General features: G+C 46.6%; 27 protein-coding genes. 14 read left to right on the top strand and 13 right to left on the bottom strand.

The window, feature by feature from the left end; translation table 11 throughout:
• Window positions 1–398: 398 nt before the first annotated feature.
• The 4 genes from ACYVGO_RS04540 to ACYVGO_RS04525 all read right to left on the bottom strand — a co-directional run bounded on the left by ACYVGO_RS04540 (window position 399) and on the right by ACYVGO_RS04525 (window position 3504).
• Window positions 399–626: a GIN domain-containing protein gene (locus ACYVGO_RS04540; RefSeq protein WP_460967871.1), complete on the bottom strand. Its 228-nt coding sequence runs from the start codon at window positions 624–626 to the stop codon at window positions 399–401.
• Window positions 610–867, bottom strand: a complete 258-nt coding sequence (locus ACYVGO_RS04535) for a hypothetical protein (protein WP_460967870.1) — start codon at window positions 865–867, stop codon at window positions 610–612. Before ACYVGO_RS04535 ends, ACYVGO_RS04540 begins: the two co-directional genes overlap by 17 nt.
• Window positions 868–1024: 157 nt before the next feature.
• The gene (locus ACYVGO_RS04530; protein WP_460967869.1) at window positions 1025–1420 is read right to left on the bottom strand and encodes a hypothetical protein; all 396 of its coding nucleotides are present in this window, start codon (window positions 1418–1420) and stop codon (window positions 1025–1027) included.
• Between the two features lie 638 nt (window positions 1421–2058).
• Window positions 2059–3504, bottom strand: a complete 1446-nt coding sequence (locus ACYVGO_RS04525; protein ID WP_460967867.1) for a Kelch repeat-containing protein — start codon at window positions 3502–3504, stop codon at window positions 2059–2061.
• Window positions 3505–3842: 338 nt separating this feature from the next.
• Here ACYVGO_RS04525 and ACYVGO_RS04520 point away from each other — a divergent pair, with 338 nt between their 5' ends.
• The 4 genes from ACYVGO_RS04520 to ACYVGO_RS04505 all read left to right on the top strand — a co-directional run bounded on the left by ACYVGO_RS04520 (window position 3843) and on the right by ACYVGO_RS04505 (window position 9278).
• Window positions 3843–4727 (top strand): NAD(P)H-binding protein, encoded by an 885-nt coding sequence (locus tag ACYVGO_RS04520; RefSeq protein ID WP_460967865.1) that lies wholly within the window; start codon window positions 3843–3845, stop codon window positions 4725–4727.
• A gap of 12 nt (window positions 4728–4739) precedes the next feature.
• The gene (locus ACYVGO_RS04515; protein WP_460967863.1) at window positions 4740–5648 is read left to right on the top strand and encodes a helix-turn-helix domain-containing protein; all 909 of its coding nucleotides are present in this window, start codon (window positions 4740–4742) and stop codon (window positions 5646–5648) included.
• A 658-nt stretch (window positions 5649–6306) separates the two neighbouring features.
• Window positions 6307–6645: a PadR family transcriptional regulator gene (locus ACYVGO_RS04510; RefSeq protein ID WP_460967861.1), complete on the top strand. Its 339-nt coding sequence runs from the start codon at window positions 6307–6309 to the stop codon at window positions 6643–6645.
• Window positions 6642–9278, top strand: a complete 2637-nt coding sequence (locus tag ACYVGO_RS04505) for an ABC transporter permease (RefSeq protein ID WP_460967859.1) — start codon at window positions 6642–6644, stop codon at window positions 9276–9278. The genes ACYVGO_RS04510 and ACYVGO_RS04505 overlap by 4 nt, the downstream gene beginning before the upstream one ends.
• A gap of 199 nt (window positions 9279–9477) precedes the next feature.
• Here the strand turns inward: ACYVGO_RS04505 and ACYVGO_RS04500 are convergent, their stop codons facing one another.
• From ACYVGO_RS04500 to ACYVGO_RS04490, 3 genes are all read right to left on the bottom strand, one after another.
• Window positions 9478–10674, bottom strand: coding sequence for an FAD-dependent oxidoreductase (locus ACYVGO_RS04500; protein ID WP_460967857.1), 1197 nt, complete (start codon window positions 10672–10674; stop codon window positions 9478–9480).
• A 77-nt stretch (window positions 10675–10751) separates the two neighbouring features.
• Entirely contained in the window at window positions 10752–11609 is an 858-nt protein-coding gene (locus ACYVGO_RS04495) for an AraC family transcriptional regulator (protein WP_460967855.1), read from the bottom strand.
• 329 nt (window positions 11610–11938) lie between these two features.
• A complete protein-coding gene (locus tag ACYVGO_RS04490) occupies window positions 11939–12703 on the bottom strand; it encodes a hypothetical protein (RefSeq protein ID WP_460967853.1) in 765 nt (254 codons plus the stop codon).
• Window positions 12704–13208: 505 nt separating this feature from the next.
• Here ACYVGO_RS04490 and ACYVGO_RS04485 point away from each other — a divergent pair.
• On the top strand, window positions 13209–13874 hold the full coding sequence (locus ACYVGO_RS04485; protein ID WP_460967852.1) for a hypothetical protein: 666 nt from the start codon (window positions 13209–13211) through the stop codon (window positions 13872–13874).
• A gap of 154 nt (window positions 13875–14028) precedes the next feature.
• On the opposite strand, the gene ACYVGO_RS04480 is transcribed toward ACYVGO_RS04485, so the two are convergent.
• Both ACYVGO_RS04480 and ACYVGO_RS04475 read right to left on the bottom strand, forming a co-directional pair.
• On the bottom strand, window positions 14029–14580 hold the full coding sequence (locus ACYVGO_RS04480; protein ID WP_460967851.1) for a dihydrofolate reductase family protein: 552 nt from the start codon (window positions 14578–14580) through the stop codon (window positions 14029–14031).
• A 244-nt stretch (window positions 14581–14824) separates the two neighbouring features.
• Window positions 14825–15016, bottom strand: a complete 192-nt coding sequence (locus tag ACYVGO_RS04475) for a hypothetical protein (protein WP_460967849.1) — start codon at window positions 15014–15016, stop codon at window positions 14825–14827.
• A gap of 249 nt (window positions 15017–15265) precedes the next feature.
• Here ACYVGO_RS04475 and ACYVGO_RS04470 point away from each other — a divergent pair, with 249 nt between their 5' ends.
• The 9 genes from ACYVGO_RS04470 (at window position 15266) to ACYVGO_RS04430 (ending at window position 20689) form a co-directional block, all read left to right on the top strand.
• Window positions 15266–15910, top strand: a complete 645-nt coding sequence (locus ACYVGO_RS04470) for a recombinase family protein (RefSeq protein WP_460967847.1) — start codon at window positions 15266–15268, stop codon at window positions 15908–15910.
• Between the two features lie 139 nt (window positions 15911–16049).
• The gene (locus tag ACYVGO_RS04465; protein ID WP_460967846.1) at window positions 16050–16469 is read left to right on the top strand and encodes a hypothetical protein; all 420 of its coding nucleotides are present in this window, start codon (window positions 16050–16052) and stop codon (window positions 16467–16469) included.
• 122 nt (window positions 16470–16591) lie between these two features.
• Entirely contained in the window at window positions 16592–16798 is a 207-nt protein-coding gene (locus ACYVGO_RS04460; protein WP_460967844.1) for a hypothetical protein, read from the top strand.
• Window positions 16799–17189: 391 nt separating this feature from the next.
• Window positions 17190–17342, top strand: coding sequence for a hypothetical protein (locus ACYVGO_RS04455; protein WP_460967842.1), 153 nt, complete (start codon window positions 17190–17192; stop codon window positions 17340–17342).
• Between the two features lie 73 nt (window positions 17343–17415).
• Window positions 17416–17835 (top strand): helix-turn-helix transcriptional regulator, encoded by a 420-nt coding sequence (locus tag ACYVGO_RS04450; RefSeq protein ID WP_460967840.1) that lies wholly within the window; start codon window positions 17416–17418, stop codon window positions 17833–17835.
• A gap of 57 nt (window positions 17836–17892) precedes the next feature.
• Complete coding sequence (locus ACYVGO_RS04445) at window positions 17893–18306, top strand: VOC family protein (protein ID WP_460967838.1); 414 nt, start codon at window positions 17893–17895, stop codon at window positions 18304–18306.
• 2 nt (window positions 18307–18308) lie between these two features.
• Window positions 18309–18755 (top strand): DinB family protein, encoded by a 447-nt coding sequence (locus ACYVGO_RS04440; protein ID WP_460967836.1) that lies wholly within the window; start codon window positions 18309–18311, stop codon window positions 18753–18755.
• A gap of 203 nt (window positions 18756–18958) precedes the next feature.
• Complete coding sequence (locus ACYVGO_RS04435) at window positions 18959–19318, top strand: hypothetical protein (protein ID WP_460967834.1); 360 nt, start codon at window positions 18959–18961, stop codon at window positions 19316–19318.
• 699 nt (window positions 19319–20017) lie between these two features.
• A complete protein-coding gene (locus tag ACYVGO_RS04430; protein WP_460967832.1) occupies window positions 20018–20689 on the top strand; it encodes an RNA polymerase sigma factor in 672 nt (223 codons plus the stop codon).
• A gap of 130 nt (window positions 20690–20819) precedes the next feature.
• Here ACYVGO_RS04430 and ACYVGO_RS04425 read toward each other — a convergent pair whose 3' ends face one another.
• From ACYVGO_RS04425 to ACYVGO_RS04410, 4 genes are all read right to left on the bottom strand, one after another.
• Window positions 20820–21731 carry an alpha/beta fold hydrolase gene (locus tag ACYVGO_RS04425; protein ID WP_460967830.1) on the bottom strand — a complete coding sequence of 304 codons (912 nt, stop codon included), beginning with the start codon at window positions 21729–21731 and terminating at the stop codon, window positions 20820–20822.
• Window positions 21732–22197: 466 nt separating this feature from the next.
• Entirely contained in the window at window positions 22198–22785 is a 588-nt protein-coding gene (locus ACYVGO_RS04420) for a DUF4142 domain-containing protein (protein WP_460967829.1), read from the bottom strand.
• 407 nt (window positions 22786–23192) lie between these two features.
• A complete protein-coding gene (locus ACYVGO_RS04415; RefSeq protein WP_460967922.1) occupies window positions 23193–23465 on the bottom strand; it encodes a response regulator in 273 nt (90 codons plus the stop codon).
• A 42-nt stretch (window positions 23466–23507) separates the two neighbouring features.
• Complete coding sequence (locus ACYVGO_RS04410) at window positions 23508–24746, bottom strand: sensor histidine kinase (protein ID WP_460967827.1); 1239 nt, start codon at window positions 24744–24746, stop codon at window positions 23508–23510.
• Window positions 24747–25479: the final 733 nt, after the last annotated feature.

The following is a 25479-nucleotide window of genomic DNA, read 5'->3' as shown; positions in this document are numbered from 1 at the left end:
TTCCTTCAAATTAACCAACAATATACCTTTTTTAATTAATTATTGTACGAAAGGGTAACTATAGATCTACTTATTTTTATTAAATAAATCAGATCACGGACAACCGTGTGGTCCCACCTGGATAGCTCGAAGCCAGGTTGGGCTTTTTGTCGGGAATGAATTATCAGGAACCCAAAACTGGGCTGATCCATCCGGATTTGCCTATTTTCGGGTCCTACGGCCACCGAATTATCTGCGGTATGGACCACCCCACGTTTTATTAAACGCCCGAATTATCGACACTCCATCGTCTCAGTTGGGAGCATTTTAAGAGACTTTGTATTGATGGTTCACATAGCCGAATTTACCCGTGTGCCTAAGCATTTAAACTTGCAATTAAATGTTAAAAGCGCTCCGAATCAGTTCCGCTCAATATTGGATAGACCCATTGCTTTGACCGACTTCACCGTTGGATTTCCGCTATACCTTAGTTCACTGACCCCATCAGTCGTAGCCTTTAAGGTCCCACTTACCCTAATGTTTGCCTCACTAGCCCCATTCAGATCAATGGTTGCCCCATCTATGGTCAGTTCGCTACCCGTTAGGTGACCGGCTCCGCTTACCGTTAAATCAGCCCTGCCCGCCACCGAACCCTTCAGCGTAGCCCCTGAAGCAGCGTCTAATTTCAGTTTTGAATACTTCTATCTGCTGGATAATCAGATCATCGCTGGGTGTAGTGAGTTTGCCTCCATACTCTTTAATGGCGGTTTCTTTGTAGTCTGGTTGCATATTTTGCTCATAAGCTAACTCGGCCAAAGCAATGTATTTGTTTTGGGATAACAGAAGCAAAATAGTTTTTAATACGGGCCGTAACCGTTCTTTTTCCATAAACTACAAGAAGAAGCAACAAAAATATTCTCTTTAGACAACAACAGTGGCTAGTAATATCCGGAGCGGATCACTTTTGCAACAGCCACTATATTTATGTAAAGAGATTATAGTAAGTCCCTCGCTGATTTTATTAAGAACGCATTCAAGAAATAAGTCAATGAATGACTTTAGTTTGACTGTATTCTTCCGGCCCTTTTACAGAGTTAATCGTAGCAGTTAAAACAAATTCTCGTTCTGATTTTTCAGTCATCACCGGTCGAGAACCATAGCTAGTCTGGATCACAAAGTAATACTGCTTACCAGATTCAAAATGAATTGAGTGAGACTTACCATCAACCTCCAGCTCTAAGCTATCACCCACTGTTTGAACGACGACCCAAGTTCGTGCCTTGAGTATTATCGGTTTCTTCTCATCAAAAGTTGTTTTCACCACAGCATTCGTTCCTACTACTAAATTTAAGAAATGAACTTTAGCAGGCTGCAACGACTGAGCCTTACTTTCTAAACTTACAAAGCAAATAAAGGCCAGTATTCCGATTAGAGCTTTCATGATATTTCTGTTGTATAAGTGGCAATATGTTAGCCTAGGTTAAATGTAAGTTCCTGTCTTTGCTCATCAGGGATAAGATTTACTAACTCCTGAATTAACCGACAATTCTGTTCATACCAAGGCGAAATGATGCTATTACAATTGGCAACATACCATTTTGCCTGAGTAGTTAGGAAATGAATATCATGATCGACAAAGTCAGATTCAAATAATCAAACGGGGAGGTTATGAACTAATCCAGCTTCATAATAGCAGCTCCTATCAAGTCCTTTTCCTATGAATCCGTTCGTCTGCACATTGCGAATCCACGGTAAACTATCTCGCATCAACTCCAGATAGATGAGTTGCTTTCTACTGAATTTTTCTGTCTTTTCACCTAGCATTTCAGTTGTATAATTTGCGTGACTGTTGCAAAAGTCGGAACCAGCCTAGGCTTTAGGATTCTACCGGTCATTTTGGTCCCTAATTACGTGAAATAATGCCTTTTGGTAGGACAAAGAGAACGTCTTTAGACTTTTTGCCACTGCTATTAGGATACGTAAAGCCTCCGGGAAGCCTCCTTGGAGCCATTAAAAAGCCTATAAGGCCACTATGTTCTCTCATCCTGTAACATTGTTTGTCAATTCTTCAGGATGACCTTAAAAAACCAGTTCACTCAAAGCCCCTCGATAGGTGTTAATGACGTAAACATGATTACCGGCGACCAGCGTTTTGTAAAATAGAATGCCGTTGCGGTCATTCTGAGTGGCCGGACGTACCTGCCGACTCCAGTAATCATCATTTAAAGTTACGATTGAATAGCGGGCAGTAGTCCGGTTGGCGGTTGTCGAATAACGAACCAACTCGTCGCTCAAGGCCGAAATGGTCAGTGCCGGATTCTGATCGCTTGATACAAGGGTAGTTAGGCCTGACCCAAATAACACATCATTTCCTATCGTGGTCACAACGTGTTGCAGTGGAGCTGGGTTGATGAGCCCCGGCAATAACAGCTTTCCGTCGACAACTGACCCCTGGTTAATTGCATAAAGGCCAATATTGATACCCGCGCTACTCGAGTAATAAGCTACCGGCTGCGTGGCACCCGGTACAAAGAAGATGGAGTTAGTAGGCACCGGGGTAAGGGGCTTAAATGTATTGTCACTACTGTTGAAGGCCAGAATCTTCTGCGAAGATGAATTATACAAATACGTCTGATTACTGCTGGTAAAAACCTGCGGGTAACTCGGCAGACTTACCTCAAAATGATCGCTCAGGAACGTCCATTTATCCGCCGTTGGGTCATAAACCCATAAATTGTTCACCATCTCTGAGTTGCCACTGGTAAAATGCACGTATTCTTTGCCATTCGCGGCAAAGGCTACAGGCGGGAGTCCATTAAAATGAGGGGTCATGTCTACGCCAGATACCCGCGCTTTTACGTCCTGTTTGTGCACCCACTGATCGGCTATGGCATCGTAGGCAAACAGAGCACCCGTTGGATTAAGTACATACAGGGTGTTATTGATGGAAAACAAGGCCGAAAAATAACTGTCAAAGCCGGTCGGCAAGGTGGCCTTGTTGACAACCTGCATAGGGTTGTAGGTCGTCGTGTCGGTAGCCGGTACGGTGAATGAACTGACTCCAATATGGCGATTCTTACTCACAAACGCCCCTGCGTTATTACGGCCATAGTATACCCGACCGGAGCGAAAAATAGCGTAGGCGTCAATGTAATAGCGTTTACCTGCCTGTAATGCGGGTAACTCGGTCCAGAACAGACTCGAATTTATAAGCGCCGACGGGTTGACTTTAACGCGTTGCTGATTTGCATCGAGAATTGATAGCAACGTGTCGGAGTCGGATAGACAAAAGCCCACTTCTGTGATCGAATCCAGCGCTGCCGACCCGAAACCGGATAAGGCATAAGCCTGACTTTTTCCCGTTCGGAAGGTCAGGTCGATTCCATCAAAACTAAGAAATGGGCTAGTCTTGATGGTTTCGGTCAGAACCGGAGTGGTAGGAAGCGGAGTGGGAACAGGAGTCGTTTCGTGCTGGCATGCCGCCAGCCCCAGGCCAGCCAGTAAAGATAGGATCGCGAGTTTCATGTCCCAATAGGTCAAATGAACTAACTGCCTATTAACGAAAAAACAGGATTAGGGTTCCTAAAAATTGGTTAAACCCCAATTAAAAACAAAGGAATGATAGTAGGTGGTTGTCTATGAAAATAGTGGCTTCCTCGCTCACCAAGCGTCTGACAAACGGACTTTTGCAACAGCCACGCCCTTTTCTAGATACAGATGTATGAATACTGCTTCGTCTCAAGTTGGAGGGTTTCTTGAGAATAAAGACCCTTAGTTTCGGCTAAAACAATCTGAGATTTGGTGATGAGGGCTTAGCTATTGCTTGAGACATTTGTCGTATCAAAACAATAGCACAAAGTATTATGAAAATTATAATAACTGGTTCATTAGGCAACATCAGCAAGCCGCTTGCCCAGGAAATCATTGCCAAAGATCATCAGGTAACAATCATCAGCAGCAATGCTGATAAACAACAGAAAATAGAAGCGTTAGGGGCAATCGCAGCCATTGGATCGGTAGAAGATGTGGCGTTTCTGAAAACCGCATTCGCCGGTGCGGACGCCGTTTATGGGATGACGCCACCCAATTTTGGCGCTACGGATATGATCGGCTATTACCGCAACGTGGCCAATGCTTATGCCGAAGCCGTAAAAAGCGCAGGTGTTAAACACATCGTTTACCTGAGCAGTTATGGCGCCGATCTGGAAAAGGGTTCAGGCATTATTGTAGGATCGCACCAGGCTGAGGATATTTTGAATGAACTGGATGGTGTCGCCGTTACCTGCCTCCGCCCTGGCTATTTTTACTGTAACCTGTACAATTTTTTGGGTATGATAAAAAGGCAGGGGGTTATGGGAACCAACTTTGGTGGCGATGATAAACTGGTAATGGTTTCTCCACTGGATATTGCAGCAGCAGCTACCGAAGAACTGACAGAAGTGTTCCCTCAAAATAAAGTACGCTACATAGCCAGTGACGAACGCACCTGCAGCGAGGTAGCAAAATTAATTGGCGAAGCCATTGGCAAACCTAACCTGCAATGGGTAACGTTTACCGACGAGCAGGTAAGAAACAGCATGTTGGAGCAAGGCAGACCGCCGGTCATTACCGATCTACTGGTTGAACTGGGCGCTGCCATCCATACTGGTTTATTACGCGCTGACTATGAAAAGCACAAGCCTGCGCTTGGCGAGGTAAAATTACCGGAGTTTATCACAGAATTTGCCGCAGCTTATAACCTTAATTAAGTCCATTACATTATGCAGCTCATACGCATTAAAACTATCAGCGAGTATCACCAGTTTATGGAACTGTCTAAGCCGGAACATCCGCTGGTGAGTGTGACCAGGTTTGAGGATAGTAAACGACAATGCACTGCGCCGTTTAGCCGGATCATGGATTTCTATTCTATTGCCATTAAACGGAATTTTAATGTGAAGCTGAAATACGGGCAGCAGGACTATGATTTCGATGAAGGCATCCTGTTCTGCATGTCGCCGGGCCAAGTCCTGAGAGTGGAGACCGATCACACACAGGCACAGAAGCCTACGGGATGGCACTTGCTTATCCATCCCGATTTCCTGTGGAATACGTCGCTGGCCAAAACCATCAAAAAATACGCGTATTTCGACTATTCGGTAAATGAGGCATTGTTTCTGTCGCCAAAAGAGGAAGAGCTCCTGATCGGCATTATGCAGCATATCGACCAGGAGTGCCGCTCTAACGTGGATACATTCAGCCAGGCTGTCATCATCGCGCAGATAGAACTACTGCTTACGTATACCGAGCGTTTTTATCACCGCCAGTTCATCACCCGTAAGATGGCTAATCACAAGGTGCTGGACCGGTTGGAACAAGTACTTTCCGACTATTTTAACAGTGACGATTTAGGCAAACATGGCTTACCAAGTGTAGTCTACATTGCCGAAAAGCTGAATATTTCGCCCAATTACCTGAGTGGATTGCTAAAAGTGCTCACTGGACAAAGCACTCAGCAACATATTCACGCAAAGCTGATCTCAACCGCGAAAGAAAAGCTGTCAACCAGCGCTTTATCGGTCAGTGAGATCGCTTATGAGTTGGGTTTTGACCATCCCCAATCGTTCAGTAAGTTGTTCAAAACCAAGACTAATCTATCGCCGGTTGAGTTCAGGCAGGCGTTTAATTAAAAACGTGTAAGAGACTGTCATACTGGTTTCTGAAACATTAAGATAGATTCCCTGTCTCATTAATCACCCGAAGCGTTGGCCCGTCCATTTAAGAAGCAGATGCATGAAAGCTCCTTCGTATCAAGCTGAGAGCCTTTTTATAAGACGGTAATCTTTTAGTAGCTGTTCAAAACAATCCGTCGCATACGCCACAAACCGGCAAACTTAGTAGGCTACCGTGACCTAAAGAACCCAGCAGGGAAAATCAGGTAGTCAACTGTTAAAACAAAAACCCCTACGCGTCAGGTTGGAGAACCGCTACGTAGGGGACGCGTGGACAAGGTTACCAATCAAGCCCACCGAGGTAAAGGTAAGCCCATTCTAAACAACATCTAGTCTACATGCCAAAAACACCACTCTACCTCCAAGGGGTTCTATGCCACTTATTCGTCTCGGGTGGGAGGGTTTTGTGCGATTGAACTATTAAAACCTTTGGATGAGAATCTAGTTGTGTTGAGCGTCATCCCCTAAATGCACCATTGCCTGTCCAGGATCGTACAGAAACTGTCCAGAAACGGACAGTAGTCTGTGGTTAAAAGGGCTATTTCTGAGCGGAATAGCCCTTTTTCTATTTGGCAACAGATTTGTACGATAAAATGCAAACTAATGGGACAAGGCAATGCGTCGAACGTATTTGGGCGAGTTTGAAGAGGTGGTGCTCCTGATGGTAGCTATCCTTGACGGGGACGGCTATGGCGTAACGGTCAGTCAGGCTTTGGAAGAACATACGGGCCGACTCGTCACCTTTGGTGCGGTGCATAATACGCTCATCCGACTGGAAGAAAAAGGCTTTGTACAGTCTGAATTGGGTGGCGCTACTACTGAGCGGGGTGGTCGGCGCAAGCGGCTGTTTCGGGTTACGGCGCTGGGTAGCCGAGCGTTGCAGGAGATTCAGCAGCTTCGTCAGGAGCTTTGGCAACTGGTTCCGCCCCACTCAATCCGACTCGGGGGCTTATGAATGCGCCCCTCCCTACCCCTCCGCGCTGGGCACAATGGCTGCTTCGGTGGCTGCACCCTGCTGAAACCCTCGAAGAAGTAGAGGGCGATCTGGACGAATTGTATGCTCACGCATACCATCGGGTAGGCAAGACCCAGGCCACTCTATGCTACGTGCTCAATGTGGTATCGGTGCTACCCCCTTTTGTGCGAAAGCGAGAAAAAAAACGACAACTTCAGCAATACGCCAATCCAACAAATACGACTATGCTCCGCAACTATTTAAAAATCGCTTTTCGCAATCTGGTCAAGAACAAGGTTTATTCGGCCATTAATATTGGCGGGCTAGCCGTGGGTATGGCCGTGGCCATGCTCATTGGCTTGTGGATAAATGACGAGCTATCATTCGATAAGTTTAACTGCAACTATAATAGCGTTGCCAAAGTAATGCTACATCAAACGGTTGATGGCACAACTACTACCAGTGAAGCTATTGCCCTGCCGCTGGGGAAGGCGCTAAAAAACGAATATGGCACCGATTTTAGCCACGTCGTACTGACGCATGGTACAGGCGAGCAGATTCTGGCTCACGACACCAATAAATTCACGAAACGGGGCTATTACGTTGAGCCTGAATTTCTGAAAATGCTGCCTCTTAAGCTCTTGGAAGGCACATCGACCGCCCTGAACGACCCCACGTCTATGCTGCTTTCCGCCTCTGTAGCTAAAAACCTTTTTGGCGATACCGATCCCATTAACCAGATCGTGAAAGTCAATAATCAGCTAGCCGTTAAGGTATCCGGTATTTACGACGACTTTCCAGCCAATTCGGAGTTTAAAGACGTGACCTACCTGCTGCCTTGGGCGCAATTTGTTGCCGATCAGGGGTGGGTGAAACGGGCGCAGGATGAGAATAATTGGACCTTGAACGCATTTCAGCTTCTCGTCCAGATTGCGCCTAACACCGATTTTGACAAAGTCTCGTCCAAAATCGAGCGAGTTAAAGCGACTCACGCCAAAGACGAAGCCAAATTCAAGCCCAGGGTATTCCTGCATCCCATGAGCCGCTGGCATCTCTATTCGGACTGGGAAAACGGTTTACCAGTACGGGGACGTATCCAGTTTGTCTGGCTGTTTGGGATCATTGGTGCTTTCGTCCTGTTGCTGGCCTGCATCAACTTTATGAACCTCTCAACAGCTCGATCCGAAAAGCGAGCTAAAGAGGTAGGTATTCGCAAGGCCGTTGGATCGGTGCGAAGTCAGTTAATTAGTCAATTTTTTAGTGAGTCGTTTCTGGTTGTGGCTGTGGCTTTTGCCTTGTCATTGCTGCTGGTGCAACTAATGCTACCCTGGTTCAATGAAATTGCCGACAAACAGATGGTTGTTTTATGGGGTAATCCGTTGTTTTGGGCACTAAGTCTGAGTTTTAGCTTACTGACAGGGTTAATTGCAGGCAGCTATCCGGCCTTTTATCTATCTGGTTTTCAGCCAATAAAGGTACTCAAGGGCACATTTAGGGTAGGTCGTTTAGCGGCTCTACCACGCAAGGTGCTGGTGGTGGTTCAGTTTACGGTGTCGGTCACCATCATCATAGGTACCATCCTTGTTTTCCGGCAAATTCAATACGCCAAAAACAGGTCTATTGGTTATGATCGGTCTGGGCTGCTGAGTATCCGTATGAACACCCCTGATCTAACAGAGCATTACGAGATTATCCGCCATGACCTCTTACAAACCGGTATGGTCAGTAACGTAGCGGAATCATCGATGCCAACAACCGGCGTTTTTTCGAGCGACTACCGACTAGACTGGAAAGGCAGAGACCCTAACCAACCGGTCGATTTTGACGTGGTGGCCTGCACCCATGATTTTGGCAAAACGGTAGGCTGGAAAATAAAGGAAGGGCGGGATTTCTCCCGCGAATTCAAGACCGACTCCGTTGGTCTGATCATGAACGAAAGTGCTATTAAATACATGGGGCTAAAACATCCGATTGGCGAACGAATAAAGTGGGCGAACGAAGAGTATACCATTATTGGCGTCGTTAAAGACCTGGTAACGAACTCGCCTTTTGAGCCCGTCAAACAAACGGTTTTCAAGCTAAATTATCAATGGACCAATTTCATTACGATTCGGTTAAATTCGCGGGTAAGTGCCAGCGAGGCTCTTGCAAAAATGGCGCCCATTTTTAGGCAATACAACCCTGGCGGTCCATTCGATTATAAATTCGCCAGCGATGAACATGACCAAAAATTTCGGGATGAAGAGCGTATTGGCCAACTCGCCAGGTTGTTTGCCATCCTGACTATTTTCATCAGTTGCTTAGGCTTATTCGGATTGGCTTCGTTCATGGCTGAGCAGCGTACGAAAGAAATTGGCATGCGGAAAGTGCTGGGCGCATCAGTGTTGAATCTGTGGGGGTTACTCTCGAAAGACTTTGTGATTCTGGTAGTCATTGCCTTTGCTATCGCAACACCCATTGCTTATTATTTCCTGAATAACTGGCTCCAGAAATACCAATACCGCACTGAGATGTCGTGGTGGATCTTTGTCGCTTCGGGCGCGGGAGCTTTGCTAATTACGTTGCTGACAGTGAGCTTCCAAAGTATAAAAGCGGCCCTGCTGGATCCCGTCAAAAGTTTGCGAAACGAATAAGGGAAGGGCATTCCGTTTTTAAAAGCATCGATTAAATTTCAATTTTTTGTTCTTGTCTAACTCATAAAACGCCCGAATTATAGATACTCAAATCGCTCTTTGTCTCACTGGGGAGCCTTTTTGTAAGATCATGTAACCGAAGTCACCTGATTATGGTGAGAAAAACCAATGTCTGGTAAGATCATTACCAATACATTGGTTAAGCCTTTAGGAGGATTTTTTGGGCAGACTGTTCAGTAAGCTCCTGAACCGTGGCTTCTGAGGGCGAAGCAAATTCGGTGATCCCTTCCAGAGACTCTGCGAGTAGAATGACAGCTCTGGCCCGCATTTGGTTTTCATAGGCAGCAATAGCCGATTGTAAATCCATAAATTCACTACGCGTCAGAAACTCAGTTAAATCCAACGCATCCAGCAAAGCCGTATTGACACCTTCACCGGAGGGGGGCATTAAATGAGCCGCATCGCCAAGTAAGGTAATGGTTGCTTTCGTTTCCCAAGGTTGATCCAATGGGAAATATGTTAAAGGCCGGGGCACAAAGCGGTTACAGGCTTTAAAAAGCGTATAAAATACTGGATTCCAGCCTTCATAAAAATCGATTAAATACGCATACACGTCGGTTGAGCTGGTAAAATCAATGCCGCTGGTTTTAATCCAGTCTTCGGGGTATAGCGATGAGGCATAAAACGTTAAGCCGCCATCCCCTCTAGGTTGAGCAGCAATGGATTTGCCCAGACCGATGGCCATCAGGTTGGCTTTGTCAACCAACTCATACATCTGGGGACAATCGGTTTGGGGATGATCGATTTCTCCCTGGATAATGGTTACACCCGAATACAAGGCTTTTACGTCGGTCACATAGGAACGGATTTTTGATCGGTAGCCATCGGCTCCGATGACTAGATCAGCCATAGCTGTTGTCCCATTTTTGAAGGTAAGGTGCCAGTTAGTAGCTCCCTCTTCGAGACTCGTCAATTGACGATCCCAAACGACGGTGCCCGGTAAAAGAGCCTGTAATAGCACATTCCGAAGTGCCCCTCGGTCAATCTCTGGCCTAAAGTGTTCATCCTCAAAATCGGCAGCCTCACCTTGCGCATGTTCTTCCACGCAAATGGTGGCATGCTGATCCAGGGTACGAAACTTATCAGCTCCTGGCATGTAAGCTGCTTTAAACGCTTCCAGCAAACCAGCGGCTTTGATCACTTTCAGGCCCGAGTCGTAATGCATGTCAACAATGGCACCCTGAATGCGTGTTTCGGAGCTACAGTCCCGTTCATATACGGTCACATTAGCGCCTTTGCGCTGTAAAAGTAGAGCGAGTGTTAAACCACCGGGGCCACCGCCAACGATGGCTATGCGTTTATTATCTAGTAAATTTAATCTGTTCTCTGTGTTCATTTGTATACCTGTTTAGTGGCTACAAAGGAACGGGTAATCGGAAGGATACACCAGATCGATACAAGGTAGGTATAGGACTAATCGAGGTTTTTGCGCCGAAACGCCAGGGGTGTCATGCCTGCAGCTTTACGAAACAGCCGAACAAAATACGAGTAATCCTCATAGCCCAGCTCAGCGGCTATCTCCTTGACTGATTTATCGGAATGATGAAGCAGGCGCTTTGCTTCTAGTACGATCCGTTGCTGGATGTGAAACGAAACCGAATGACCCGTCGCCGTTTTGACACATTCATTCAAATACGGAGTCGATAGGTTTAACTGTTCGGCGTAGCTGGCTGGACTTTTAAGGGTTGTAAATTCTCGTTCCAATTCCGATTTGAACGCTTTGGTAATCCCGTCAAACCGAGTGTAGGTGTGGGTTGGTTTAGCCTGGGCCAGATACTGCGAAGCCACTAAAGCGACTAATAGATTACAGCTTTCTTTCAGGAGCTGGTAATGGAGTTTCTCCTGCTTTCGTTCGGATAGTTGGAGGCAGAGCGAAGCAGTTTGTGAAAGAATGGCGAGCGGGTCTGTTCGCAGCGGCAAAGGATCGACTGGGGAGAGTTCTTCTAACAGTTGCAGATATTCTGGTAGGAGATTGTCATTGGTTATAATCCAACTGCAAATGGTAGCCTCTTTAAACTCGACCAATCGATGCACTTGATTAGGATGCATGTATAGCACAGCGGGTGCTTCTACCTGATAGAGTTGAAAGTCAACTTCGATATGCGTAACGCCTTTTTCCTGTAAGAAAAAGGAATGTCCACCGTCCCGGTGTGCTCGGCCTACTTCCTTGTGATCGGGTGATCCATTGAAGGAACCTCTGGCAATAATAATTCCTTGGCCAATGCCAGTAGGCAGTTTGATAACCGGGATATCGTTGTTTTTAGGAGCCATCGTATTGCGATCACAAAGCTAACCTGAGTCAGCATATATGGTAAGTAGATATGAGTAATCCTTCTTGGCTCGTATTTCATTTTATGAACTTAATTGACCTAATGACCATCTCTTTAATTGCCTGTTTGTCCAACACAGCCTATCTTTATCTCAGAACTTACCCCCGGACATTATTAGCAATCTCAAATTGCCGTCTCATGAATCAACTGCGTATTCTCACTGTGGAGATGAGTTCGTGCGACATGTACGAGTAATTGTAGCTGTCTTGTCCTGAGTGGAAACCGATGAGTTTAAGACACACTTTTTGCAACCCTCTCCGTTTCCTCTGTCTAACCCGCAAACTGGAAAAGCTGGTTTAGTAGCGCTGTTTTCTTCATTAACAGCGGGTCGGGATAATAGCCATGTTGGGGCTCTTTTTGAAGGGAAAGTAAACTAAACCAACTCCCAAACTGCTCAACAAAGCGCCAGCGGTATATCCGCTCAAATTCTAACCAGTAACCTGACAGCCGACCAGAGGGTATCGGCTCCCGTAAATGAGGAAAAGCTTGTTGAACTTTAGCCGCATAAAAATCCATGTTGCGCCATTCGCTTCCGTACCGATCTACCAAGTAGAGGGAAAAAGCCCAACCGAACTGGCCCACCTGGGTCTGGGTATCATCCATGTAAGCCCAGTTAAAACGAAGAGTATAATCCTGGAGTGTTTGCCGGAAGCGTAAAGCTCGATGCTGGCCCATCGCCTGTTTACCCAGTTTGGTCAGCTGGAGGGTATTGTGCTGTTTCTTGGCATAGGGACTCAGCGAGAGGCAGACTTTAAGCGCCTGAAGAAAGGCCACATTATCCTCAGAAATCTTTTTGGTAATGCCTCGTTCGATATCATCCTGCACCAATAGCTTTCGGTCATACAGCTCTCGGCACAGGGCCAGGGGGAGATTACCCTTCGGGGTTAGCTTGATAGCTTGATGGGTGAGCAACTGCTGATAGAGCACCTCCATCAAGACAAAGAAGGGAATTTGATCCAATAATGAATCGGTCAGTCCCTGCTGTAAAGAGAGACATAATCCGCTGCCCAGCGGCTCGCTCAGCAGTACATGCATTTGCTGAGGGGAGAGTCCCTCGAAATCGGGAAGAGGCTGCTAATTGCGGGCTTGGGTGAAAGCGGCCATCTTCAGGTTTACTTCCTCCAGGGAGAGATGTCCTTTGGTCACTTCGGGGTGAGCAGCGATGAAAGCTTGCCAGATTTCTTGAGCGACTCCCATACGATCAGGTGTCAGACCAGTTGGTGAATAAGTCAAAGATATCCAAATTCAGGAAGCGTTCTCATCAATACTGAAAGCGAAATTTGCTTTTTTAGGTTTGTAACATTTTCACAATGTCCAATGCTAAAAGGTTTCCTAGCCACCCCTTTAAGGCCACATTAAGCATTTGCAATAGGCTTACTTTTACGCGTATAGACGTGAATCAGGGGGTAGTGAATGCATTTGGGGCATGTAGATCCTACCCTACTTACTATCTGATTTCTATAAGGTAATAGAATATGCTTACATTCACTTTAAGTTCGGGGCGTTAGCCTAAACCCATTGACGGCATTGATGCGCTGCCATGAAACCTGAAATTCACTACATCACCACTGACCTCGACCTTCGGGCCCCCGTCGATTTGACCCCCCTTTCCCAGGCGCTGGAGAAACAAGGGCTTTGGGTGTATCTCAGTGGCCCCTGGCAGGGTTTGTGGTCCGCCCGAATCGGGGCCGATGAGTCTTTTCCTGAACCAGATCTTTACATTGCGGCCATGCTCACGGCCATTGAACGCCTAGACCAACCAGCCCGGGATCTCTGGTCGGCCTGTACGATCCGTGAATTCAATATCGGGTATGATTGCGGGGATAGGCCCTGGGCCTATCATCAGGAACTCTTGCCGGCCACACTCGCCCGGATTGCCCAGGTTGGTGCCAGCCTAGTGATCACGATCTATCCGATCATCGAAACCGATGCCGTTGAAGCGGCTATTGCTGTTCTAAAAAAAGATTCCTGGATCAGACGGCGTCGGGGTAAAGCCAATGGGTATGGCGTTCATCCTGCGGATTCGTCGTTGCTAAAGAAAAACCAGGCCGAGGTGAAGGTAACGCTCTACGGTAAAAAAGAGTCGGTCTACGTGCATTGCCTGATGCAACTGAGTATGGAAGGCGACTGGGTACTCCAAGAAATCGTCAAAAAAGAAGTATGGGTAGGGTCCTGTAGCCTTAAGCCCCAAGCGCCAACCGACTAGGTTAGGGGCGACTCTTCAGCATCTTATTGCTACAGCCTAGAAACCGGTTAGCTGTAGATGTATTTAACATTTATTAAACGAACCTTTAACTAAGGTTTCGCTTATATCGTCTAGATGGAGACCCATAAAAGTAAATCGACTTGGTAATCTTCTGTCACTGTTTTAAGTAGTGCAGCGCCACACTGCCGGATTTGAACGCAATCGTATCAACCAACTTTAAATTAAGCCTTTCCTGAAGGCTTCCCCCATGAAGCAAGGGTCTCCCCTGCCCCACCATCACCGGATGGACTACCAACTGAAATTCATCGATCAGTCCGGCCTGGATCAATTCTGGCAGTAAGCTGACACTGTCAACCGAAATTTTGTTGCCCCGTTGCTGCTTCAGTTTTAGCAGTTCTTCGGCCGGATGGCTCCCAACAATGCGTGTTTTATCATCGACGCTGTTTAATGAGCGTGACATCACCACTCGGTCGATCGCCGTTAGTCGTTCAGCAAATCGATTTTCAGCTGCTGTGCCGGATTGGTTTTGGGCCACATCCGCCCAATAAGGAAACATAAGCTGATACATGACACGACCGAAAAAGAGCAGATCTACCCCCCTCAACGTTGCCGTGAAATACTCCATTACCTCTTCACTAGGATTGAACATGGTGTGATCGCAATAGCCGTCCAGGCTAATGTTCATAGTGAATGATACTGTTCTCATGCGATTAGCTAGTTGTTTACTGTTTATGCAAAAGTAAACGGGACGAGCTACGCTAATGAGGGTCAATCGCGACAAAGTAAGGGCGTTTTATGACCATATGCCCTGTTGAAAGCTGTCATTGTATGCTCTTAACAATCGATCTAGGGATACAGACGCTTTAAAGGTTCTATATTATACAGATAGCTTGGGGCTCGTAAACGACCTTACCAACTAATGGACGGTAGTGGGTGTCACGATATAAGCATCAGTCAAGTTTGGCGGGCGAAACGCTCAACGGCTCTTGGATGTGCAGTTGGGGATAAGCTGTTTTACAAATGGCCCGAAACGTTTTTTCTTTTTCTTTTGGTGAGTCAACCCCAAACAGGATACGAGCGAATTCGGCTACGGGTACACCAGCCTGGTTGACAAGTTGAGCTTTGAACAAAAGTGCGGCCATGGATAGTGATAATGGTTACCGAAAGATAGCCGAAAACCTGGTCGTTATAAAAAGAGATACTCTTCAAAGTGTATTTATCTTCTTGTAACATTTTCACAACGCTCGTTGTGAAAATGTTACAAAGACACTATTTTTGTCTATCTCCGCCAAAAGAGTGATTGGAGCAAGCCAAATTTTATTTGGAAAGGGGGGTAAAGTAGTATTTTCGATCCCCTTTTCAACCCTAACCTATATACGTCTTAACACTCGATGAAATATGTCCCTTACTACCGTGTCTCAACCGCTAGCCAAGGCAAGAGTGGATTAGGGCTATCAGCCCAGCAGGATATTGTCCAACGCTTCCTTAAAGTGGGCGATGAGTTGCTCGATGAGTTTATTGAAGTGGAGTCAGGGAAGCGAGCTGATCGGCCCCAACTGGCAGCTGCCATTGCCCATGCTAAACAGCACAAAGCGCGACTGCTCATTGCCAAGTTAGACCGGCTCAGCCGGAATGTCTCGTTTATATTTTCGTTGCGTAATTCCGAAGTTGACTTTGTAGCCTGTGACATCCCCGATGCCAATACCTTGACGGTGGGCATTATGGCAGTATTGGCTCAGCATGAACGGGAGCTGATCGGCGAACGCACCCGAGCGGCCCTAACCGCTAAGAAAGCACAGGGGCATAAACTGGGTATGCCAAATATTACCCCGGAGGTGACTCGTCGTGGGTTAGAGACTCGCCAGCAAAATGCTCAGGTTAATTTAGCCAATCGACAAGCGGCTGAATTGGTTAGGCTTTACCGCAAAGATGGCCTGACGTACCGGGCCATTGCCGATCGGTTGAATCAAATGGGCTATCGGACCCGGCGAGGTCAAGAGTTTTTGGCCATGAGTGTTAAGCGGCTTGATGCATAGAACGTATAGAATCAGCCATAATTCTTTGATTAATAAGAGTAATAAGGGATAGTTCTGCCTAACCCGATGAACAAACTTAGTACAATCGCTACCGCTATGGCTCAGTGCCTGTACCAATAGACAACGGTGAGCAGCTCCTATGAAACGCGAAATTTTCTACATTAACACTGATCTTAACCTGTTGGCTCCGTATGACCTGGCTCCACTGGCCGAGGCTCTGGTGAGGTATGGCGTGCTCTGCTCGCTTTACGTTGGACCGGCGCAGAACGGCTTGTGGTCGGCCCGCTTCGAGACCAGTGGATCCTGCTCAGAACCTGACCTGAATATCGGTGTCATGTTCATGGCAATTGATGCCTTGGACGAGTCCTCCCGTAAGCTGTGGGCAGCCTGCACCCGTCGCGAATTCGATAATGGCTATCAATGCGGAGATGAGCCCAGGGAGTTCAGTCACCATCTTTCGACCACGATACTGGCCAGAATTGCCGAAGTTGGTGCGCGTGTGGTGCTTACGCTCTATTCAGTCGAGCAGCATCCGGGAAGTATACTGGATGAGAAGTAGGTCATTAAGGGGTTACTTTGCCGTTGCGTTGGGCCGCGCCACGGTGGCCGCCGGAGCCATACGAAACGGCAAAACCATTCTGAATTCTAACTAAACTAGCAGATTCGGATCTCCAGTACTTCATGAAGAAAAACAATGAGTTTAAGCTTGACGACTTGGTTACACTGATCGACCCGCAGGCTGCTCAGGAGTTAGCTGCAGCTAACAGTGAAATTGACTGGCCTGTTCCGGTCATCAGTCAATATGGGCAGCGGGTGCACTGCTGGAACAGCCAACGGCGCGAATTTACGATCACCCTGAGTGCGACTGAGATTAGGAAAGTGAATTGACTGGAGAGTTTACCACCCAAGAGGGTTAGAAAGGGGAATAATAAAATTAGTGTTCTACTTCATACAACCCTTTCCAATTATATGAGCTTTCGCTGAACCTATCAGATTTAGATAATAACTAATCGTTAGAGCTGTTCATCAATGGAAAATCTAAATCATTAAACTACTGATTATCAATACAATATTTGATTGTCATTGACAGCTGGTAGTAAATAAGTTCAAATCCCATAACGTGCGTCATGGCTTTGTTACGTAAAAACGATCATATATAAATCACCTGACAGGTTGGCAGCGAGGACCGTTTTGTCACAGTTTATGTAAAATGAACTACAAATTGTAAAACTTTAGATGGTGGCTACTTCAGCCAGGCCAAAAAGACTAGCTTGCCGGTATGAATATAGATAAACAACCTATCCCCCCGGATGCGGATGAAGAACTGGACGATCCCTATGTACACATCGTTTCCACAGAGGAGTTTGTCGAAACCGTGGAGCAGGCTAGTCAAGAAGAACGCAATACTGGTTTAGTGCCTAATAAAGACTAAACGTTAAACCAACGGGCGAGGCCACAAAAATGAATCATTTTGGGAATTACTACACCTAACTAGTTGAGCAAGCATGGAACCATACGAAAAAATATATTTATACCAACGAATTGTTCGGGCAAAACTATTTATTGACAAGCACTATGCGGACCAGATAGACCTTGACAACATTGCCGACCAAGCCCATTTTTCAAAGTTTCATTTTATTCGATTATTTAAAACACTCTACGGAAAGACACCCAATAATTATTTAATAAACGTCAGAATGGACCACGCAAAAATTTTATTAGCGCAAGGTTATTCCGTACTAGAAACAAGTATGCGCGTCGGTTTCGAGAGTCCAACGTCGTTTGCCGGCATGTTTAAAAAAAATGCCGGGCAATCACCTTCCTTATTTCGACGAGAGCAGCAACTAAAAAGAAAAGAAATACAGATAAACCCGTTCCGATTTGTTCCGAATTGCTTTGCTGAAACGTACGGTTGGACAAAATAGCAAGTTTGAAGAGGTAATAGGGACAGACAATGCGCACTTTTGAAAAAAAATTGCACAATGATCACCAAAATTACCCATACCTGCATTTATGTCCTGAATCAGGATAGTGCCTATGATTTTTATGTAAACAAACTTGGGTTCAAGGTCCATACCGACGCACCTATGGGCGAAGGGGCCAGATGGCTTACGGTTACCCCCCCTGAGCAACCTGACTTGGAACTAACGCTTTTTCTGGTGGCTGAAGGGGCCATGTTTGACCCCGAAACGGTCCAGGCAATGACCACATTAATTAAGAAAGGTACTTTCGGGGCTGCTGTATTTTCCTGCCAGGATATTCTGGCTACGTATGAAGAATTAAGAGCGAAGGGCGTAGTCTTTAAGAAGCCCCCCACAAAAGAGTTTTATGGTTTTGAAGCCTTATTCATTGATGACTCAGGCAATTGGTTCTCATTGGCACAACTAAATCCGTAGACATGAAAACCGTATTTGACAAGAGTACAAGAGACGAATTGCTTGGACGAATTAATTTGCTCACGGGAAATTCGATGGCTCAATGGGGAAAAATGACGGTTTATCAGATGCTGACCCATTGCACCCGGTGGGACGATATGATGGTGGGCAAACTACAAGTAAAACGGATGTTTCTTGGGCGATTAATTGGCAAAATGGCGTTGAAAAATGTGCTAAAAAATGATAAGCCATTGGGCAAAAATTCACCAACCGCTACTGAATTAATCAGTACAGAAAAAGCAGGTGATATTGCGTTGCAAAAAGCGGAATGGGGTAAACGAATCAACGACTATGCGAGTTTTACTAATTCAAATTTTATCCATCCGTTTTTTGGTCCAATGACGAAAGAACAAGTTGGACAATTTGTGTACAAACATCACGACCATCATCTGAGGCAATTTGGGGTATAAAAAAATGAACCACTACTAAATATTGCTCAACAGGTAGCTGACGCCATTGCATCAACCCGTGTAGGGACGAATTTCAATTAGTCCCCCTTTCGTAGTATAAATTTTTAGGGGACTATCTTTTAGGGTAGCTCCTACCGCTGGTCCTGATGTGAACGCATAGACAAACTCTGCACGTGATTGAGTTGTAAAGTCAATGAAACCACATGCTGCTAAAAAGGATAGTGAGTGTAGTAGCCGGGTACGCCATTTTCGTCGTTTCCTCCCTCCTACTTTTTACCTTAGCTGGGCAAAAGCCGCATGCCCAGGCGACCACTAGTTTTCAACTGCTAACTGCCTTGTACGGTAGTATTTTTTCTTTTTTAAGTGGCTTTGTCGTACCCCTGATTGCTAAGGAAAAAACGTTACGATTAAACGTTATACTTGGGTTGATTATAGCCGGTTTTGCCTGCTTTTCATTGATCAAGTCGGAAGGCAGCCATTGGACGCAGGTATTGGCTATTTTTATATTTACGCCCGTTTCGCTGGTCGGCGGCCTATTCTGGCTGAAACGAACTGGTAGGTAATAGATAACACTACCTAGCCAACTCATTGGCCAATACATCACCTCTTAAAAGACATAGCGGCCAAGCGTACCTAAATAAATAGAAACTCCTCCACCAGCATCAAGTAGTTTAGGATAGACAAACGAACTTCTCTTTATGGGACTCCAATTGAAGAACCATTAGGTGAACGCTTGCAGGCAGTAATTGCTAAATTCAGACTATTCCTCTGATCAACATATAGCGTCCATTTGGCCAAGGGTTTTCGTGAACGACTTAATCAAAACTATAAATTGTACTTATTTGAGAAATGGCCAAAAATTATTTCTCTAAATTTGATGTCCTGTAAATGGTACATTTCGAATATTGGAATTACTACAAGTTACTGGACAGCAAGATCAGGCTTAATAAAGTGTCCAATTTAACGCAGCAGATCCTGATTCGGCTCGGACTGTATTGCTGGGCTACCCAGCTTAAACACCTGTTTTGAAATTGTCAGAACTCCTTGACGTAAGTTTAAAGCCAAGTTTAATTCCATTCCCTAACTACCTGAAAGCTTAATTGAATGGTTGTCTAACCCGGTTGTTTACCGAGTTCAACAAAAACTCCCCATTTTCGGGTAAATAAGACCCCATGAAGAATCCAGAATTTTTCGCGTTGGACGGCCAAAGCCGTTCGTTTCAACCGCTTTAGAGATTATAAGCCCCTCTTTGCTACACTGGCATGATTTTAATAGATTTAATCGTAGTCAGTGCAGGTGTAAGTGCCTTGTTACCGGCTGACCATTCCCCATTCCAGCCACTATTCCTCCTGACTATTTGCATGAATGCGACTGCCCTAGCCGAAGTCCAGTTTGTAACTGCTTTACAACAAAAACGATCATCCGACTTTTCCCTCTTATATAATGCCTACGCGCCAGCCCTGTTTGGCGTTTTGTTTCGACTCGTCAACGATCGAGAGCAGGCGGAGGATTTATTGCAGGATGTCTTCATTAAGATCTGGTCGAATAGTCATCAGTATGATCCTACCCAGGGACGGCTATTTACCTGGTTATTAACCATTACCCGGAACGTGGCCATGGATCAACTCAGAGCCCGGAAGGTTCAACTGAAAGCCGCCACCTATCTGCTGGAACAATCCGAACGGATTACCTCAACCGGCGTAGTGGAAGGAATGATTGATCGTTCGCTGTTGGCGCTCTTAGCCCCTAAATATCAGGCCGTCATCGAGCTCATGTATTATAAAGACTATACAAGCCTGGAAGCCGCGAAGGTCTTGAAATTACCCATCGGTACGGTGAAGACCCGGGCCCGGGCAGCTTTACAACAACTGAAAGACTATCTCCGATCCGATATCCAAAACTACCGAACCCGGATTGGTACCTATTCGGCTTAAACAGACCTGCACTTACGTGACTGGAAACCTTTTGCGGGACACGAAGTAAACGATCTTACTTTGTGCCTTAAGAACCATGTCCAGTTAACCGTCACCGCTATTTATTATACCTGCGACAGTACGTTCATGGCTACTTTTTCCCGACAAAGGCGAGAAACAGGCCCATCACCAGCACGGCGGCACCTACACCAATCAAGACCTTTTCTCGAACCTCAGTCGCCTTTGACAAGGCAGGAATTTCGGATTGCGATTCATAGCGACCCTCCGTTACGGCCAGAATCAGGGCCACCGTTTCAGCAGGCACATCCAATTGCGGAACGTGCCCGCAATCCGAAAACCAGTGTAGACGAGCGTCAGGAAACCGCTCCAAGGCCAGCCGGGACTGACTGGGCAGACAAATCCGGTCCTGCCGACCCCAGCCAATGACCAGGTTCGGGATAGAGCCAAGGGGTGCCCCCTGCTGGGGGGGACCATGAGCCAGACTAGCCAGCAGTTTGGTAAAGCTGGGGGTGGGCAAAAACTCCCGAAATTCATTCTGGGCTACCCGCGCCGGAATTGTCCAGGGATGCGCCGAAAATTGAGCGAACAGCAGCGTTCGGCTGATCGGATTGCCCACCAGGGGTGGTAAGATCGGTTGGATAAGGTTGGATAGGTGAGCCGACAGCCGAACCGACTGGTAGAAATAGGGTACCTGCCAGCCTTGCCAGAACCCACCTGGATCCAGAGACACGACGGCCCCGACCACATTACCCCTCCGGGCAAGTTCGAGCACCAGTCGAGCCCCCATTGAATTGCCTACGGCATCAATACCTAAGAGCTTGACCTGAGTTAAAAAGTCGGTTACCGCATCGGCCAGCGTGTCAATGGAGACCTCCCCAATGAGAGCCGGTGATTGACCGAAACCAGGTAAGTCTACGGCAATCACATCCCGTTGAGCAGCCAGCTCATCGATAATGAGATCCCAAACCTTTAGGGAACTACCAATTCCGTGGAGCAGTAATAGGGGTTTACCGACCCCGCGCCGGACATAATTTAGTGTCATTCGTATGGAAGTAAGGCTGTGGTTTAAAGTAAGTCAGCGTCAGCTAAATCAGCGTAGGATGAATGGGATAGCCAGCTTATAGTATATGGCTTTTGCTCCGTTGGGGAATGAATGTTGTAAGTTCAATCAACTGAACACTCAAAAAATGCTTATCTAGCCTGGCCAAAGGGCAGCGACGAACGAATTACGATCCATCCGGAATTAGCCTTTGGATTGGCGGGTTCGTTGCTTTTTTTATGTAATGCAGACACGCTGCCGAACGTAGCTGGGGAGATGGCTAACTGGACATCAACGCATGAAAACTTGGGTCTCCCACGTGATCCGGCCCAGACTAGCCCGTACTCGCGGGTTTGTACACGAGTGAGTACGGGCTGATAGGTTCCCGCTCTCGAACCGCATCTTGGTACCTAGTTAACCACCCGAAACAGGTGTGGGTAACTAGGCACCGTACGGTTAATAACGTCGGCTAGCTACCCAGTTGACCTAGAATCTGTTTGGTCAGGGCCACGTGCTCTTTAAACACCGCTAAGGCTAAGGTGGCCAAATGTCTCGTTTGACTTTCAGCAGGGCTGGTTTTACCCATCGAGTTCTTTAAATAATCCTGAGCCAAATCCCGCAGAAATTCATGATTTTCGAGTTGCGCTTGAATATAGGCTTTATCAAAAGCCGCTCCCGTGGTCGTCTTTATTTTGGTTAGCGTAGCTTGGGCCTTAGCGTCCATTGCCGGTACGGGGGTGCCCAGATCTTTGAGCACCGAGGTGACGGCCTTCGCTTCCTCTAACTCAAAGCCGGCAAACTCCCTGGCGTATTTATTGGTGGCTTTGCTTACCGCCAGCTGGCTGGTGATCAGCGAGAGCTCAGCGGGCCCAATCACACCCTGACGAAATTCCTTTTCCGTGGCGGCCGTTGGTGATCCTTGTAGGGGTATAGCCGCTTCGGCCGTAAGCGATGTTACGATAGATGCCAGTAAGGGCACCGCTGCACCCAAAGCCAGCGTACCCGTGACTGACTTTTTAAGAAACTCTCTGCGGGGTGGCGTTACATTCGCTTTCATACACGTTGTTTAGTATAGACTTACCAGTCAGTAAACCCAATTTTAAAACGGAATTGCCCCTTTAATGTTCATATTCTCATTCAGAACTATCATTCCAGAACCGTTTGCCTATAGACGCGTCTTCATTTATGGTATAAACGGGTGTTCATTTCAGTGAAATTGGCCACCAGATTCCGCGAGCGCCTGACCAGTTGATTTCGGGATAAACTGACCATCCTTTACTTCTTTTCATCGCAGCGGCGATCCGACAGTCGATTAACTTCTATTTGATGAAATGTATTCACTGGGCAATTGGCAACGAAATCGCCTGGTCTATGCCAGTGAAATCTCCAATCAGGGGTAGACTGGGGGTTATGCTGGGTGGGTTATTGGCGGAAAAGTAACCTTTCCTCAACAACGGTGAATAATCAGGATCCAGGAGTAGATAGGTCGATAAAAAGGGGCCAATGTAGTTGCCATTGCTCGGCCAGTAGCCCAAACATGGTTAAGATATCGCCCAGGGAAGGCGGCTTCGTCAGAAAGCCATTCGCACCCAGTTGCAACGCCTTTTCCTGATCTTCAGGTAGAGACGAGGTGCTTAAAACCACGACCGGCAAGGTTTGATACGCCGGCTGAGACCGCAGCCATCGCAGCGTTTCGAAGCCGTTCAGCCGGGGCATGTTCAAGTCCAAGATGATCAGCTGCGGCCAGCGATTTCATGGGCACGGACCAGGCCATTTGGATTAGCTAGCGGGCAAAATAATGGACACCGTAGTGCCTTGGCCAACCTCCGAGTGAAGCTTGATCAGCCCCAGGTGATTGCGGATTATTTTATGACAATAAGCTAAGCCAAAGCCCTGCCCTTCCCGAATTGTCGTCGTGGGTAATTGGGCAAACATATCGAAAATCTTTTCGAGCTGAGCGTGGTCAATGCCGATCCCATTGTCGGTAATCTGAATGGCAACGTAGTTGGTTTCGCTCGACAATGGCTCGCTCCGTTCCAGGGGAGTTACCAGCCGGCAGGAAATCGACAACAGAAGGGGTACCCCTTTTTTCGCGAACTTAATGGCATTATGCAGGAGGTGATAGAATAGCTGTTCCATTTGCAGGGGTACCGCTTGCAAGGAGGGTAATACATCCGCCTGAACAGTGGCCTGTTTTGCCTTTAATTGCGGACTCAATTGGGAACAGACCACGGCCAAAATGTCATTCAAATTGGTCAGTTCCACAAACGTATCATCATCATCCAGAACCGAAAAGTCGGATAAATCCTTAATCATCTTGGCGAACTTTTCGGCCCCTGAATTGATCTTCAAGGCTAGTTCTTCGGCTTTATCGCGATCGTTTTTCCGAACTACATCCACTAACATACCGCTAAAGAGCCGGAGTTTGCGCAGCGGTTCTTGCAGGCTATGATTGGAAATATGGCGGTACTGCCGATTTTCATCAATCGATTGAGTCAGCTGGCGGCTTAAGTATTTAACCGCCTGATCGCTCTGCTCGAGTAAGTCGGTTTGCTGTAAATGAAAGGAAATCAGATCCGCAAAGGCCGCGAACATACCGGTGATCTTGGCATTGTCAAGTTGAGCCGGTTTGGGATCAATGGCGCAGAGGGTTCCAAAAAATTCGCCTGTTTTCAGAATAATGGGAAAGGAGATGTAACTCTGAAATCCATACAGTAAGGGGGTCGTATGGTTACAGAACAGGCCATTTTCCTGCACATGATCAATGACGACGGGTTGATGGGAATCCCGAATTTCATTACAAATGGTGGTTTCTATCCTCAGCTCTCCGCCCGCAACGAGGCCGAACTGGATATCGTCGCGCACACTACAGGTGATCCATCGGTCCTGGGTGACTCGGGCCACGGCGGCAAAGCCCCTGCCCGTGGTCTCACAGATCACATCCAGCAAGGAAGGAATGATGGGTATTCGCTTGACGCGTTCAATATCTCTGGCTAGTTCACTATCCCGATCATCCATGCCGTAGATTGGTTATGATACCACTCAAAGATACCGATTTATAGATGCTATCGGGTTGAAACAGACCACTGTCTAGTTAGGGCCGCTTCTGATACACGCTGAGACGGTAGACAATCGGTTTGGGTCTACTCTGTAGTAATCCAGTGAATTTGGCGTTCAAAAATAGTACTTTACTACGATGATGGTGAAGTTATAGTCCCCACTAAAAGTTTTAATATTTTGTACTTTTTATAGTTTATGTCCAGACAAAGCCACCTTTTCGTGAACGCTTTCAGGCACTAGTAGCAAGAGCCATACTATTTGTCTTGTCAATAAATAGCGTCCATTTGGCTAAGCCTTTTCGTGGACGGAAATGCCTGATCCGACATTTGCACTAAAGCAATAAGTAGCGCTGAGTTATGTGTTGAAACTTTTACTGCCCATATAGCACATTGTCTAGATTGCCCCTACTGCCTTTTACTGAAATATACAGTAACGATCGTAAGGTAGTGTCCAGCCAAAGGTAGCAAGTCCAGTCGGGTAGGAATAGTGATAGTCGGACTTTAGATACGATAAAGCCGGAGATCGTGAGCTTGGTGAGCAAAGAAAAACCAGCCGAGATTCTTTTTGTCGAGGATAAACGATCCGATTGAAAGCAGGTGACAATAAAGCGATCACACTAGAAATCACAGTTAATAACGGGACGGTCACTTCTGGCTTACATCAAATCATACTTATAACGAAGTAACAAATG

Source organism: Spirosoma migulaei (assembly GCF_054776855.1).
This window is presented reverse-complemented; position numbering and strand designations above follow the sequence as displayed.